Below are 13,203 nucleotides of genomic sequence, written 5' to 3' on the forward strand. Positions count from 1 at the left end.
CGGCAAGGTTTAAACGTCGCGCATCAGCAAGCCAAAACGCAGGTCCATCTGCGCCGGAATCGGCACATACACCGTATGCCCGTCCCCCGGCGCCACTTCGATGCCTTCACCCTTGGCGTTATGCAGGCTCGCCAAGTCAAAGTGAAAATTGCCGGCGGGCGTCATCAACTCCAGGTGGTCGCCCAGCGCAAAGCGATTCTTCACCTTCACCTCGGCCAACGCGCCACGCCGCTCGCCGGTCAGTTCCCCGACAAACTGCTGGCGTTCGGAAACCGAGCTGCCGTTCTGGTAGTTCTGGTATTCGTCGTGCACGTGGCGGCGCAGGAAACCCTCGGTGTAGCCACGCTGGGCCAGTGACTCGAGGTTGGTCATCAAGCCGCGGTCAAACGCACGGCCGGCCACTGCGTCATCGATGGCCTGGCGGTACACCTGGGTGGTGCGCGCGCAATAGAAGTGGGACTTGGTGCGGCCTTCGATCTTCAATGAATGCACGCCCATCTGTGCCAGGCGTTCCACATGCTGCACCGCCCGCAGGTCCTTGGCGTTCATGATGTAGGTGCCGTGTTCGTCTTCGAAGGCGGGCATGGGTTCATCGGGGCGATTGGCTTCCTGTAGCAGGAACACCTGATCGGTGGGCGTGCCGATGCCCAATGTGGGTTGATATTCCTGGACGATATCGCCAGTGGCATTCTCCACTGCCGGCGTGGCCTGGTATTTCCAGCGGCAGGCATTGGTGCAGGTGCCCTGGTTGGCGTCACGCTTGTTCATGTAGCCCGACAGCAGGCACCGCCCGGAATAGGCCATGCACAAGGCCCCATGTACAAACACCTCCAACTCCATCGCCGGCACTTGCTGGCGGATTTCGCTGATCTCTTCCAGGGACAGCTCTCGCGACAGAATCACCCTGCAAATACCTTGTTGCTGCCAGAACGCCACGCTGGCCCAGTTCACCGTATTGGCCTGTACCGACAGGTGGATCGGCATCTGCGGGAAGTGCTCGCGCACCAGCATGATCAACCCCGGGTCGGACATGATCAGCGCATCCGGGCCCATGGCGATCACGGGCGCCAGGTCCTTGAGGAAGGTCTTGAGCTTGGCGTTGTGCGGCGCAATGTTCACCACCACGTAGAAACGCTTGCCCTGGTCATGGGCTTCCTGGATGCCGAGGGCCAGGTTGGCGTGGTCGAACTCGTTGTTGCGCACCCGCAGGCTGTAGCGCGGCTGGCCGGCATAGACCGCATCGGCACCGTAGGCGAAGGCGTAGCGCATGTTTTTCAGGGTGCCGGCAGGGGCGAGCAGTTCGGGGGCAATCATGGAGGGCATGGCTGTAGGTCGCAAAAGGCGCGAGGGTAGTGCAGGGCCGGGCGCCGTGCATTGATCCACGTCTAAACAGGGCGATCGATGCTTGTTCAAAAAACAAGGGCACTCCCAGGTTTGGCTGCGGACTAAGCAACAGGGCCGCGATCGGCCCTGTTTTTCTGACATGGACCGGACATGAATCAAACCAACCTGCAATTCAAAACCCTGTTGCTGCTACTGGCCCTGGTCACCGTGGCCTTTATCTGGATATTGCTGCCGTTCTACGGCGCGGTGTTCTGGGCCGTGATCCTGGGCATCATCTTTGCGCCGATGCAGCGCCGCCTGCAGCAGCGTTTTAGCTGGAACCGCAACCTGACCTCCCTGACCACCTTGATGGTGTGCCTGGTGATCGCGATTCTGCCGGTGATCATCACCAGTGCGTTGCTGGTGCAAGAGGGGGCCACGCTCTACAAAAACATCGAGAGCGGCAAGCTCGACGTGGCGGGTTATATCGAGCAATTCAAGAACGTCCTACCGCCGTATTTCCAGCAATTGCTCGACCGCTTCGGCATGGGCAACCTCGAAGGGCTGCGGGAAAAGGTCGTCAAGGGCGCGATGCAGGGCAGTCAGTTCTTTGCCTCCCAGGCGTTCAGCTTCGGCCAGGGTACGTTTGATTTCCTGGTGAGCTTTTTCATCATGCTGTACCTGCTGTTTTTCCTGCTGCGCGATGGCCCGGAGCTGGTACGAAAAGTGCGCACAGCCGTACCCTTGGCCGAGCCGCAAAAGCGTCGCCTGCAACTCAAGTTCAACCGCGTGGTGCGCGCCACGGTCAAGGGCAACGTGCTGGTGGCCGTGACCCAAGGTGCGCTGGGTGGCTTGATCTTCTGGTTCCTGGACATCCCCAGTGCCTTGCTCTGGGCCGTGCTGATGGCGTTCCTGTCCCTGCTGCCTGCGGTGGGTGCCGGGCTGGTCTGGGGGCCGGTGGCAGTTTATTTCCTGTTGAGCGGTTCGATCTGGCAGGGCGTTGTACTGGGGCTATTCGGCGTGTTTGTGATCGGCCTGGTGGACAACGTGCTGCGCCCGATCCTGGTGGGCAAGGACACCAAGATGCCGGACTACCTGATCCTGATCTCGACCTTGGGCGGCCTGTCGGTGTTCGGCCTTAACGGCTTTGTGATCGGGCCGCTGGTGGCGGCGTTGTTCATGTCGTGCTGGGCGTTGTTCGTCGAAACCAAGCCGCGGGTCAAGCTGCCGCTGCCGTAACGTTCAGGCTTCTAGCCTGAAGTCGGTTGCCATCCGGCGTTGTGTTTCGGCATCCGATAACGAGGTGAGCGGGCCGCTGATCGGCTCGCCATCGCGCACCACATACCAGCAGGCGAGCAAGCCCAGTTTGCGCAGAGGGGCGGGGACGGCGCTGCCGATGACGGACATGATTTGAACAGTGGGCATAAGTACCTCCAAACGTTATGGAGGTCACCTTACGGTTTGCCGGCGCCTGGGAAAAATCACCTGGCTCGATAGTCGACATCAATGCCAGGCGTTAATCCACCACCTGGTCGAGCATGTTTACCACTTCGTGCTCACTGAGCAGGCCCTTGCGCACCAGGTTTTCGGCCAGCAATGCCAGGAACTTGGCGCTGCGATGGCCTTCGAGGTGCTTGAGTTCAGTCAAGGCGCTGTAGACCTTGCTGGAAGTGCACAGACCGGCGGTGCGGTGCGGGTTTTGTGTGGGCATGGTCAATCGTCCTTAATTGTTATTGGCTGGACTGAGTCGATAGTGCGACTGTTTTGTGACGCAAACATGACAGCGCAGCCCGCAACCGATCAACAGGATATTTGCCGCCCATGATGTGGGATTGGCGCTCGTGCGTTGTTCTCACAGCGACATCGGCAGGATAAATCCGGACTTTTCAGGCAAAAAAAGGCCCCGCGTGTGGGCGAGGCCTGTGGCTGTCAACGGGGTTAAACCTTACCAACCATGACGGTAGTAACCGTGGGGAGGGCCGTAGTAGCCGCGAGGTGGCCCATAATAACCGCGCGGTGGGCCGTAATAGACGGGCGCCGGGCGGTAGTAAACCTGCTGTTGCACATACACCGGTGGCGGTGGCGCGTAGTAGACCGGCGGCGGCGCGGCATACACCGGCTGCGGCTGAACATACACCGGCTGTTGCACGTACACCTCACGCGGCTGGCTGGCAACCACAGAGCCGACTACCGCTGCGCCGACAAGCGCACCGAAAACGGCCGGGCCACCCCAACCACCACCGTGGGCGGAAGCTTGGCCGGCCATCGCGAGTGCGCCGATAAGCAAGGCGATCCTGGGAAGTTTACGCATGATGGTCATTCCTCAATTAGCCCCTGCGCTTGTGGTCTGCAATCAATAGACTCAAGGATTGTCGCGGGGATACTTTTAAGACAACGTATTTCGAGAAAACAGCACGGCCAGTGAGTAAAGGTTGTGTAAGGTCTGTACCGATTTGCTTACTTCAAGGAGTTATCCATGCAGATGCACCCCAACAAAGACACTCAACTGTGCATGTCGCTGTCGGCGCGCCCTGGGAACTTTGGCCTGCGTTTTCATAACCACCTGTATGAACAGCTGGGTCTGAATTTTTACTATAAAGCCTTCAGCAGCCAGGACTTGCCTGGCGCGATCGGCGGTATCCGCGCCCTGGGCGTGCGGGGTTGCGGGGTGTCCATGCCGTTCAAGGAGGCTGCTATTGCCTTGGTGGACGAACTCGACGATTCGGTTCAAGCCATCGACTCCCTGAACACCATCGTCAACACCAACGGCCACCTCAAGGCTTACAACACCGACTACATCGCCATTGAGCAACTGTTGAAAAAGCACGCGGTGCCCAAAGACGCCAGCTTCGCCCTGCGCGGCAGCGGCGGCATGGCCAAGGCGGTCGCCAGCGCCTTGCGTGACGGGGGGTACGCCAATGGTGTGATCGTGGCGCGCAATGAGGGGGCGGGCCAGGCATTGGCCAGGAACCTGGGGTATCAGTGGCAGGGGGATCTGGGCAGCCTGCGGCCACAGATGCTGATCAACGTGACGCCCATCGGCATGACTGGCGGTGCGGAAGCGGATGCGTTGGCGTTTGAGGCTGAGGCAATCGATCAGGCTGAGACCGTCTTCGATGTGGTGGCGATCCCGGCGGAAACGCCGTTGATCGTGCGGGGGCGTGCGCAGGGCAAGCGGGTGATTACCGGGTTGGAAGTGATCGCTATTCAGGCGTTGGAGCAGTTTGTGCTTTATACCGGCGTGCGGCCTACGCAGGAGCATTTCGAGGCAGCGGTGGCCTTCGCCCGCAGCTAGCTGGCTGCGCCTATCCCTTGCGGGAAGGACACGCCCCTTTTGTAGGAGCGAGCTTGCTCGCGAAAAACCCATAGGCGCCGCGTTCATCCAGGAAACACGCGTTATCGTTGACGTTTTTCGCGAGCAAGCTCGCTCCTACAGAGTGATATCTGTGTCAGGGCTGTTCCAACTGCGCCAGCCGTTCTTCCAGTGCTGCAATCCGCGCTTCCAGCTCTTCAATCCGCTCCACCGAAACAGCGCCCGCGCTACGCTCTACCGGATTCCCCCGCGCGGTCATGATCGCTTCAATATCTGCCGGGTCCCCCAGCGCATGGGTATATCGGTCTTCCCGCTGCCCGGCCTGGCGCGGCACCAGCAGCGCCAACCCCCGTGCAATCAGGCGTTCGAGCTGATGCACGACCTGTTCGGCATCCTCGAAATCATGCATGCGCCCACTGCGGGTGAGCAACTCGTTGACGGTCTGCGGCCCCCGCAAAAACAGCAGCCCAGTCAGTATCACCTGGGCCGGCACCAGTTCCAGGGCCTTGTCCACACGGTGCTCCCAACGGTCGGCGCGGCTGCCCATTACCAGGCGCGTGAAGCCTTGGCCTTCGAGCGCGCGCAGGCTCTGGCCGACTTGGCCTTGGCTGAGGTTCATCACCGGCTCGCGGCTGGTCTTCTGGTTGCAGGCCAGCACCAAGGCGTTGAGGGTGAGGGGGTAGGTTTCCGGGTTGGTCGCCTGTTTTTCGATCAGGCAGCCCAGGATGCGGATTTCCGTGCTGTTCAGGCGCGGCTCAGGGGTGTCGGTGTCGTGCTCGGCGGTCATCGCGCTTTCCCTATGCAGTGAAGCCCCTTAGCCTAATCTTGAAAAAATAAAAGACAAGCGCCAGGCATGGCTATAATCGCGGCTGGTTCCAACCCCGCCATTACCGTGAGACTGTCATGACTATTTCCCTGTACGCCGCTTCCATCCCGGTCTTCAAGCAAATGCTCAACGCCCTCAGCGATGTGCTGAACAAAGCCGAAGCCCACGCCAGCGCCAAGAACATCGAGCCCAACGCCTTGCTGCAAGCGCGTCTGTTCCCGGACATGTTCCCGTTGGTGCGCCAGGTGCAGATCGCCGTGGACTTCGCCAAAGGTGTGTCCGCACGCCTGGCCGAGATCGAAGTACCCAAGTACGAAGACAGCGAAGTCACCTTTGCCGACCTGCAAGCGCTGATCGCCAAGGTCCTGGCCTTCGTCGACACCATCAAGCCCGAGCAGATCGACGGCAAGGAAGGCATCGAGATTGTCACCCGCCCAGGCACCCCGAAAGAGAAGCGCTTCAGCGGCCAATCCTACCTGCTGACCTACGGCCTGCCGCAGTTCTTCTTCCACGTCACCACCACTTATGCGCTGCTGCGTCATAACGGTGTGGAAGTGGGTAAGCGCGATTACATGGGCGCGTTCTAAACCCGCAAGCACAAAAAAGCCCGGTGCCGTTCTCTGCGAACGGCACCGGGCTTTTTTATGGGGCTGTGTTAAGCGGCCTGTTCTTCCTTGCCCAAACACGCCGCCGCCGTAAACAGCACATCGGTAGACGAGTTGAGTGCGGTTTCCGCCGAATCCTGCAGTACGCCGATGATGAAACCGACAGCCACTACCTGCATGGCGATTTCACTGGGGATGCCAAACAGGCTGCACGCCAGGGGAATCAGCAGCAGCGAACCACCCGCCACCCCCGATGCACCGCAGGCGCACACCGCAGCGACCACGCTGAGCAGCACGGCGGTCGGCATGTCCACGGCGATGCCCAGGGTATGCACGGCCGCCAGGGTCAGCACGGTGATAGTGATGGCGGCACCGGCCATGTTGATGGTGGCACCGAGCGGGATCGACACCGAGTAGGTGTCTTCATGCAGGCCCAGGCGTTTGCTCAACGCCAGGTTGACCGGAATGTTCGCCGCCGAGCTGCGGGTGAAGAACGCGGTGATGCCGCTTTCGCGCAGGCACATCAGCACCAGAGGATAGGGGTTGCGGCGCAGTTTCCAGAACACGATGGCCGGGTTGATCACCAGCGCCACGAACAACATGCAGCCGATCAACACGACCAGCAGGTGGGCATAGCCGAGCAGTGCGCCGAAGCCCGAGGTGGCCAGGGTGGAGGCCACCAGGCCAAAGATGCCCAGCGGGGCGAAGCGGATCACCACCCGCACGATCAGGGTGACGCCGTTGGACAAGTCGTCCAATACCGTACGGGTGGTTTGACCGGCATGGCGAATAGCGATGCCCATGCCAATGGCCCAGGCCAGGATGCCGATGAAGTTGGCGTTCATCAGCGCGCTGACGGGGTTATCCACCACACTGAGCGCCAGGCTTTGCAACACTTCGCCAATGCCCCCGGGAGCGCTCACCGTGGCGTCATGGGTCGCCAATACCAGGAACGACGGAAACATCATGCTGGCAACCACCGCAACCACGGCGGCGGCAAAGGTGCCGAGCAGGTACAGGAACAGGATCGGGCGGATATGGGTTTCCTGGCCATGTTTATGGTTGGCAATCGAGGCCATCACCAGCACAAACACCAGGATTGGCGCGACGGCTTTAAGGGCCGTGACAAACACCTTGCCGATAAAGCCGGTGGCGCGCGCGGCCTCGGGTAACAGCAGGGCCAACACGATCCCGGCAATCAGGCCGATGACAATTTGGGTGACCAGGCTGACGCGCATTAAACGTTGCAACAGGGAAGGGGCAGCAGTCATAAAGAGTTGTCTCTAGTTTTTTTAGTAGGGCACAGCATTGCAGGCAGAAAGTACTGTAGGAAGTAGGCGCGAAGTCTAGCATGCTGTAGGACGCGTCTCGTTTGCTGCGGCATTCCGTCACCCGTTTCAGTCGGGCTTGATCAAATCCGGACATGTTCTGTTAAGATTCACCTCTCTCATCTTTCCTCTCCGTCAGCGGGCCCTTAGGGCTGTCGTTGATGTCGTCGTTTCTGGAGTTTTCATGTTGTTTCCTATCCTGCTGCTGTCAGCCGCCGGTTTTACCGTGCTGACCACAGAATTCGTCATCGTCGGCCTGTTGCCGTCGATCGCTCGGGACCTGAACGTCAGCGTGTCCCAGGCCGGGCTGCTGGTGACGCTGTTCGCATTCACCGTGGCAGCGTTCGGCCCGTTCCTCACCGCCTACTGCGCGCGGTTCCCACGCAAGCGCCTGTTTATCAGCATCCTGATCATGTTCGCAGCGGCCAATACAGTGGCTGCATTGGCGCCGAATATCTGGGTGATGGCCGTGGCCCGTTTGATTCCCGCCCTGGGCTTGCCCGTGTTCTGGGCCCTGGCCAGCGAAACGGCGGTAGACATCGTCGGCCCTGAGTTCGCCGGGCGTGCGATTGAAAAAATCGGCTTCGGCATTGTGTGCGCCACGGTGTTTGGTATTCCGGTGGGCACGCTGATTTCCGACATGTTCGGCTGGCGCACCGCGTTTGCCGTGCTCGCGGTGATTGCGCTGGCCAAGGCGTTGCTGCTGTATATCTACCTGCCGGTTACCCAAGCCAAGCACCAGCAGGCCAGCTTGCGCTCACAATTCAAGATCCTGCGCAGCCCGGTGATGCAGGGGCATATCCTGCTGTCGATCCTGGTATTCAGTGGCATGTTCACCGCCTATACCTACCTGGCAGATATCCTTGAGCGCCTGGCCGGCTTCGACGGCACGTTGGTGGGCTGGTGCCTGATGGGCTTTGGTGCGGTCGGGCTGATCGGCAACTCCCTGGGCGGACGGGCCGTGGATCGTCACCCGTTGATCGCATCCATGGTGTTCTGTGGGTTCATGATCGCGGGCATGGTGGCGGTGGTGCCGGCGATTCACTCGACCATCGGCCTGGCCGCGGCGATGGCGGTGTGGGGCGTGACCCAGGCGGCGATGTTCCTGGTCAGCCATGTACGCTTGATGAAGGCCGCGCCCCATGCGCCAGCGTTTGCGGCGTCGCTGAACATTGCCGGGGCCAACCTCGGCATCGGCTTGGGTGCGATGGTGGGCGGGCATGTCATCGACACCCTCGGCCTGGGTAGCCTGGGCTTTGCCGCTTCGGGGTTTATCCTGGTATCGATCCTGCTGGCACTGTGGCTGATGACCGCCAATCCACGGCGCTCAATGCCTGAGTGATCAGGGCAGGGCGGTAAACAACTCCCGCCGGGCACCCTCGGTAATCGCCACAATGCCGGGGTGCTTGACCTTACGCTCCACTGAGATCGCATAAAACGACTCGGTCACTGCATCGGTCTGGCCGATCAGCGCCACGCCATATTGGCGCACCACTTCGTCGGCGATCACGCTGGGCGCGATAAAGATCCCGCTGCCGGATTGCCCAAACGCCTGCATCAAGGCGCTGTCGTCGAATTCGCCGATGATGCGGGGTTGAATCTGCTGTTCGGCAAACCAGCGCTGCAAACGGCTGCGCACCACGGTCTCTGCCCCTGGAATCAACAGCGGCGCACCCTGCAAACACTGTGGGAAATCCCCCCCATGCTGGTCAGCCAACGCCTGGGTGGCGAAAAAACTGATGCCGCATTCTCCCAGCTTTTGGCTGTAGCCCTTGATGTCCAAGTGCGTGGGCATGGGGCTGTCGGAAATCACCAGGTCCAGGCGCTGGATCGCCAGGTCGGCCAGTAAACGTTCGAGTTTATCTTCACGGCAGGTGATGCGGATCGGTTCGCTCAACTCCATGGTCGGTGCGATCAACCGGTACACGATGGACTTGGGCACTACATCCGCCACCCCGACCCGGAACGGGATCTGCTGCTCGTCAGGCTGGGCGCGCAGCATCGCCTCCAGCTCATTGCCGGTCTGGAACATCTGCTCGGCGTAGGGCAGCGCCTGACGCCCGGCTTCGGTCAGTTCAAGCTGGCGCCCGACCCGCTGAAACAGGGCAATACCGAAGGTCTGTTCTAACAGGCTGATCTGCCCGCTGATGGTCTGCGGCGTGAGGTTCAACTGCTCGCAGGCGCGCACGATGCTGCCGGTCTTGGCCACCACCCAGAAGTAATGCAGCTGTCGATAATTGAGCATCGCGACCTACACTTCGTAAAAATCGAAGTATACGCGAGAAAAATACGAATTTTCCTGAACTGTTCGTCTGCATAGAATGCCTCGCTATCGAGGGGCCACTACTTGGACCCAATGGTTCTAACGAGGAATACATCATGAAACTCAATTCCCTGGGCGCGGCGTCGTTGCTTGCGCTTTCATTGATAGGGGTCAGCGGCTGTGATCAAGTCGAGAAAAGCGCGCAACAGGTGTTGGGCAAAGCCACCGAGTCGGCCAAGCAGGTCATCGACGACACCCACAAGGCCGCCGAGCAGGCATTGAGTGAAGCAACCCAGGGCTTGATCAGCCCTGAGAAACAGGAAAAAGACGCCGAAAACGACGCTGAATCCGACACCAAAGAAACCTAATTCCCCAGCACTACCACGTCAGGACTGACCTATGGATTACCTTTTACAACTGGCCGCCAGCCCCACCGCCTGGGTCGCACTGGCGACCTTGATCGTCATGGAAATCGTGCTGGGCATCGATAACCTGATCTTTATCTCGATCCTCACCAACAAATTGCCAGAGAAGCACCGGGCCAAGGCACGGCGCATTGGTATCAGCATGGCGTTGATCTTGCGCCTGGGCTTGCTGAGCACCATCGCGTTTATCGTGCAATTGACGACACCAGTGTTCGAAGTGTTCGGCCAGGCGTTCTCGTGGAAGGACATGATCCTGATCGCCGGTGGCCTGTTCCTGGTGTGGAAGGCAACCACCGAGATCCATCACAGCATGGACCCGGAGCCTGAAGAGAAGGCCACCGTCAGCAACACCGTGACCATCGGCTTTGCCGCTGCCATCGGCCAGATCCTGATGCTCGACCTGGTGTTCTCCATCGACAGCATCATCACCGCCGTGGGCATGACCGAGCACTTGCCGATCATGATCATTGCCGTGGTGGTCTCGGTGATCGTGATGCTGGTGGCTGCGGAGCCGTTGGCCAAGTTCATCAACGACAACCCGACCGTGGTGATGCTGGCCCTGGGCTTCTTGATCATGATCGGCATGACGCTGATTGCCGAAGGTTTCGGCGCCCACGTGCCAAAAGGCTACGTGTATGCGGCCATGGCCTTCTCGGCGGCGATCGAATGCTTGAATATCGCCCGGCGTAACCGGCACGCACGTTTGCTCGCTGCGCGCCAGTAACCGCTGAACAAACAGGCCGGCTGTGCTCACAAGAGCCCAGCCGGCCTTTTGCTGTCTGCTAGAATCGGCCCACTTGATAGCTTGAGGTCCCCCATGAACGAGCCGATTCGCCTTACCCAGTACAGCCACGGTGCGGGTTGCGGTTGCAAGATTTCGCCCCAGGTGCTGGAAGTGATCCTTGCGGGCAGCGGAGCACAGAACCTCGACCCCAACCTGTGGGTGGGCAATGCCTCCCGCGACGATGCGGCGGTATACGCCATCGACGACGAGCGCGGCGTGGTGTCCACCACGGACTTTTTCATGCCGATTGTCGACGACCCGTTCGACTTCGGCCGCATCGCCGCCACCAATGCCATCAGCGACATCTACGCCATGGGCGGCGACCCCTTGATGGCCATCGCCATTCTCGGCTGGCCGGTCAACGTGCTGGCGCCGGAGATTGCCCGCGAAGTGATTCGCGGCGGTCGGGCCGTGTGCGACGCGGCTGGCATTCCGCTGGCGGGCGGCCATTCAATCGACGCGCCAGAGCCGATCTTCGGCCTGGCCGTGACCGGCATCGTGCAAAAGCGCCATATGAAGCGTAACGACACGGCCACTGCCGGTTGCCGCCTGTACCTGACCAAGCCCTTGGGCATCGGCATCCTCACCACCGCCGAGAAGAAGGGCAAACTGCGCGAGGCGGATATTGGTTTGGCGCGTGACTGGATGTGCACCCTCAACAAGCCGGGCAGCCGTTTCGGCAAATTGGCCGGTGTGACGGCCATGACCGATGTCACCGGTTTCGGCCTGCTCGGTCACCTGGTGGAAATGGCTGACGGCAGTGGCCTGACCGCCCGTATCGACTATGCAAAAGTCCCACGCTTGCCTGGGGTTGAGTACTACCTGGACCAGGGCTGCGTACCGGGTGGCACCTTGCGCAACTTCGAGAGCTACGCCAGCAAGCTTGGGCGTGTGCAGGAGCTGCACAAACGCGTGCTATGCGACCCGCAAACCAGCGGTGGCCTGCTGATCGCCGTTACCCCGGAAGGCGATGCCGAGTTCCACGCCGTGGCCGCCGAGCTGGGCCTGGCCCTTGAGCCTATCGGTGAACTGCTGGAGCGACAGACCAACGCGGTTGAGGTGATCTGATGGCGACGGACATCACCGATTACCGCGACATTTTCCTCAACGACCGGCCGATGATGGATACCCGCGCGCCGGTCGAGTTCACCAAGGGCGCGTTCCCTGGGGTGATCAACCTGCCGCTGATGACCGACGATGAGCGCCAGCGGGTCGGCACCTGTTACAAGCAGCAAGGCCAGCAAGCGGCAATCGTGCTGGGGCATGAACTGGTGTCCGGGGCAATCAAGGCCGAGCGCATCGAACAGTGGGCGCAGTTTGCCCAGGCTAACCCCAATGGCTACCTGTACTGCTTTCGGGGCGGCCTGCGTTCGCAGATCGTGCAGCAATGGTTGAAAACCGAAGCGGGCATCGAATACCCCCGCGTGGGCGGTGGCTACAAGGCCATGCGCACCTTCCTGCTGGAGACCCTGGAGCAGGCGACTGCCCAGTGTGACTTCGTACTGCTGGGCGGCATGACCGGCACCGGCAAGACCGAAGTGCTCGGCCAACTGCGCAATGCCCTGGACCTGGAAGGCCACGCCAACCATCGCGGCTCCAGCTTCGGCAAGCGCGCCACGGCGCAACCCTCCAATATCGACTTCGAAAACCGCCTGGCCGTGGATTTGCTGAAGAAGCGCGCAGGCGGTATCGAGCAGTTTGTGGTCGAGGACGAGAGCCGCATGATCGGCAGTTGTGCGCTGCCATTGCCATTGCACAAGGGCATGCAGACGTTTCCGATGGTGTGGCTGGAAGACAGCGTCGAAGGTCGCGTCGAGCGCATCCTGAAGGATTACGTGGTGGAACTGTGCGCCGAGTTCATTGACGTGTTTGGGGAAACCGGCCAGGGATTATTTGCCGAGCGCCTGACCCAGAGCCTGGCCAATATTCACAAGCGCCTGGGAGGTGAGCGTTTCCAGCGGTTGCAGGCGGTATTGCAGGACGCCCTGGCCGAACAGGCACGCAGCGGCGCGGTGGACCTGCACCGGGTATGGATTGAAGGCTTGCTGCGTGAGTATTACGACCCGATGTATGCGTTCCAGCGCGAGAGCAAGGGCGCGCGTATCGAGTTTGCCGGGGAGCAGAGGGCGGTGGTGGAGTATTTGCGCGAGCGAGTAGCTCGGGTGGGATGACCTTACGGACGCCATCGCAGGCAAACCAGCTCCCACCTTTGTATGTATTCACACTTCGAAAGGTGGGAGCTGGCTTGCCTGTGATGAGCATAGGTATCTACACAACTTTGTAGCCCGAGCCTGTAGCAGACGACGGTAACCACGATGCGAAGCGAGTCGCTCTTG

General features: G+C 60.6%; 15 protein-coding genes. 8 read left to right on the forward strand and 7 right to left on the reverse strand.

What is annotated here, in order from left to right; all coding sequences use genetic code 11:
* Positions 1 to 9 precede the first annotated feature (9 nt).
* Complete coding sequence (gene yegQ / locus DK871_RS16705) at positions 10 to 1,323, reverse strand: tRNA 5-hydroxyuridine modification protein YegQ (RefSeq protein ID WP_161905841.1); 1,314 nt, start codon at positions 1,321 to 1,323, stop codon at positions 10 to 12.
* Positions 1,324 to 1,494: 171 nt separating this feature from the next.
* Between yegQ and DK871_RS16710 the strand changes: the two genes are divergently transcribed.
* Positions 1,495 to 2,562, forward strand: coding sequence for an AI-2E family transporter (locus DK871_RS16710; RefSeq protein WP_019818663.1), 1,068 nt, complete (start codon positions 1,495 to 1,497; stop codon positions 2,560 to 2,562).
* Between the two features lie 3 nt (positions 2,563 to 2,565).
* Here DK871_RS16710 and DK871_RS16715 read toward each other — a convergent pair whose 3' ends face one another.
* From DK871_RS16715 to DK871_RS16725, 3 genes are all read right to left on the reverse strand, one after another.
* The gene (locus DK871_RS16715; protein WP_003190283.1) at positions 2,566 to 2,748 is read right to left on the reverse strand and encodes a hypothetical protein; all 183 of its coding nucleotides are present in this window, start codon (positions 2,746 to 2,748) and stop codon (positions 2,566 to 2,568) included.
* A 91-nt stretch (positions 2,749 to 2,839) separates the two neighbouring features.
* Complete coding sequence (locus tag DK871_RS16720; RefSeq protein WP_003190284.1) at positions 2,840 to 3,034, reverse strand: hypothetical protein; 195 nt, start codon at positions 3,032 to 3,034, stop codon at positions 2,840 to 2,842.
* A 234-nt stretch (positions 3,035 to 3,268) separates the two neighbouring features.
* A complete protein-coding gene (locus tag DK871_RS16725; protein ID WP_019818659.1) occupies positions 3,269 to 3,643 on the reverse strand; it encodes a hypothetical protein in 375 nt (124 codons plus the stop codon).
* Positions 3,644 to 3,799: 156 nt separating this feature from the next.
* On the opposite strand from DK871_RS16725, the gene DK871_RS16730 reads away from it, so the two are divergent.
* Positions 3,800 to 4,618 carry a shikimate 5-dehydrogenase gene (locus DK871_RS16730; protein ID WP_161905843.1) on the forward strand — a complete coding sequence of 273 codons (819 nt, stop codon included), beginning with the start codon at positions 3,800 to 3,802 and terminating at the stop codon, positions 4,616 to 4,618.
* Between the two features lie 154 nt (positions 4,619 to 4,772).
* Here DK871_RS16730 and DK871_RS16735 read toward each other — a convergent pair whose 3' ends face one another.
* Positions 4,773 to 5,423, reverse strand: a complete 651-nt coding sequence (locus DK871_RS16735; RefSeq protein ID WP_161905845.1) for a YceH family protein — start codon at positions 5,421 to 5,423, stop codon at positions 4,773 to 4,775.
* 116 nt (positions 5,424 to 5,539) lie between these two features.
* Here DK871_RS16735 and DK871_RS16740 point away from each other — a divergent pair, with 116 nt between their 5' ends.
* Positions 5,540 to 6,049, forward strand: a complete 510-nt coding sequence (locus tag DK871_RS16740; protein WP_044273114.1) for a DUF1993 family protein — start codon at positions 5,540 to 5,542, stop codon at positions 6,047 to 6,049.
* A gap of 68 nt (positions 6,050 to 6,117) precedes the next feature.
* On the opposite strand, the gene sstT is transcribed toward DK871_RS16740, so the two are convergent.
* Positions 6,118 to 7,338, reverse strand: a complete 1,221-nt coding sequence (sstT, locus tag DK871_RS16745; protein ID WP_047710512.1) for a serine/threonine transporter SstT — start codon at positions 7,336 to 7,338, stop codon at positions 6,118 to 6,120.
* Positions 7,339 to 7,579: 241 nt separating this feature from the next.
* On the opposite strand from sstT, the gene DK871_RS16750 reads away from it, so the two are divergent.
* Complete coding sequence (locus DK871_RS16750; RefSeq protein ID WP_161905847.1) at positions 7,580 to 8,737, forward strand: MFS transporter; 1,158 nt, start codon at positions 7,580 to 7,582, stop codon at positions 8,735 to 8,737.
* On the opposite strand, the gene nhaR is transcribed toward DK871_RS16750, so the two are convergent.
* A complete protein-coding gene (nhaR, locus tag DK871_RS16755) occupies positions 8,738 to 9,640 on the reverse strand; it encodes a transcriptional activator NhaR (protein WP_034125797.1) in 903 nt (300 codons plus the stop codon).
* 134 nt (positions 9,641 to 9,774) lie between these two features.
* On the opposite strand from nhaR, the gene DK871_RS16760 reads away from it, so the two are divergent.
* The 4 genes from DK871_RS16760 to mnmH all read left to right on the forward strand — a co-directional run bounded on the left by DK871_RS16760 (position 9,775) and on the right by mnmH (position 13,038).
* Positions 9,775 to 10,026: a hypothetical protein gene (locus tag DK871_RS16760; RefSeq protein ID WP_161905849.1), complete on the forward strand. Its 252-nt coding sequence runs from the start codon at positions 9,775 to 9,777 to the stop codon at positions 10,024 to 10,026.
* A 31-nt stretch (positions 10,027 to 10,057) separates the two neighbouring features.
* The gene (locus DK871_RS16765) at positions 10,058 to 10,807 is read left to right on the forward strand and encodes a TerC family protein (RefSeq protein ID WP_014717958.1); all 750 of its coding nucleotides are present in this window, start codon (positions 10,058 to 10,060) and stop codon (positions 10,805 to 10,807) included.
* A 93-nt stretch (positions 10,808 to 10,900) separates the two neighbouring features.
* Complete coding sequence (gene selD / locus DK871_RS16770) at positions 10,901 to 11,935, forward strand: selenide, water dikinase SelD (RefSeq protein WP_020302053.1); 1,035 nt, start codon at positions 10,901 to 10,903, stop codon at positions 11,933 to 11,935.
* Positions 11,935 to 13,038, forward strand: coding sequence for a tRNA 2-selenouridine(34) synthase MnmH (mnmH, locus tag DK871_RS16775; protein ID WP_161905851.1), 1,104 nt, complete (start codon positions 11,935 to 11,937; stop codon positions 13,036 to 13,038). The genes selD and mnmH overlap by 1 nt, the downstream gene beginning before the upstream one ends.
* Positions 13,039 to 13,203: the final 165 nt, after the last annotated feature.

The sequence above is a fragment of the Pseudomonas sp. L13 genome (assembly GCF_009935965.1).
GTDB lineage: Bacteria > Pseudomonadota > Gammaproteobacteria > Pseudomonadales > Pseudomonadaceae > Aquipseudomonas > Aquipseudomonas lactis.

What these genes read in the sequence shown, in the direction of transcription:
- yegQ (WP_161905841.1), bottom strand. Translation starts at nt 1,323, where the DNA reads ATGCCCTCCATGATTGCCCCCGAACTGCTCGCCCCTGCCGGCACCCTG.
- DK871_RS16710 (WP_019818663.1), top strand. Translation starts at nt 1,495, where the DNA reads ATGAATCAAACCAACCTGCAATTCAAAACCCTGTTGCTGCTACTGGCC.
- DK871_RS16715 (WP_003190283.1), bottom strand. Translation starts at nt 2,748, where the DNA reads ATGCCCACTGTTCAAATCATGTCCGTCATCGGCAGCGCCGTCCCCGCC.
- DK871_RS16720 (WP_003190284.1), bottom strand. Translation starts at nt 3,034, where the DNA reads ATGCCCACACAAAACCCGCACCGCACCGCCGGTCTGTGCACTTCCAGC.
- DK871_RS16725 (WP_019818659.1), bottom strand. Translation starts at nt 3,643, where the DNA reads ATGACCATCATGCGTAAACTTCCCAGGATCGCCTTGCTTATCGGCGCA.
- DK871_RS16730 (WP_161905843.1), top strand. Translation starts at nt 3,800, where the DNA reads ATGCAGATGCACCCCAACAAAGACACTCAACTGTGCATGTCGCTGTCG.
- DK871_RS16735 (WP_161905845.1), bottom strand. Translation starts at nt 5,423, where the DNA reads ATGACCGCCGAGCACGACACCGACACCCCTGAGCCGCGCCTGAACAGC.
- DK871_RS16740 (WP_044273114.1), top strand. Translation starts at nt 5,540, where the DNA reads ATGACTATTTCCCTGTACGCCGCTTCCATCCCGGTCTTCAAGCAAATG.
- sstT (WP_047710512.1), bottom strand. Translation starts at nt 7,338, where the DNA reads ATGACTGCTGCCCCTTCCCTGTTGCAACGTTTAATGCGCGTCAGCCTG.
- DK871_RS16750 (WP_161905847.1), top strand. Translation starts at nt 7,580, where the DNA reads ATGTTGTTTCCTATCCTGCTGCTGTCAGCCGCCGGTTTTACCGTGCTG.
- nhaR (WP_034125797.1), bottom strand. Translation starts at nt 9,640, where the DNA reads ATGCTCAATTATCGACAGCTGCATTACTTCTGGGTGGTGGCCAAGACC.
- DK871_RS16760 (WP_161905849.1), top strand. Translation starts at nt 9,775, where the DNA reads ATGAAACTCAATTCCCTGGGCGCGGCGTCGTTGCTTGCGCTTTCATTG.
- DK871_RS16765 (WP_014717958.1), top strand. Translation starts at nt 10,058, where the DNA reads ATGGATTACCTTTTACAACTGGCCGCCAGCCCCACCGCCTGGGTCGCA.
- selD (WP_020302053.1), top strand. Translation starts at nt 10,901, where the DNA reads ATGAACGAGCCGATTCGCCTTACCCAGTACAGCCACGGTGCGGGTTGC.
- mnmH (WP_161905851.1), top strand. Translation starts at nt 11,935, where the DNA reads ATGGCGACGGACATCACCGATTACCGCGACATTTTCCTCAACGACCGG.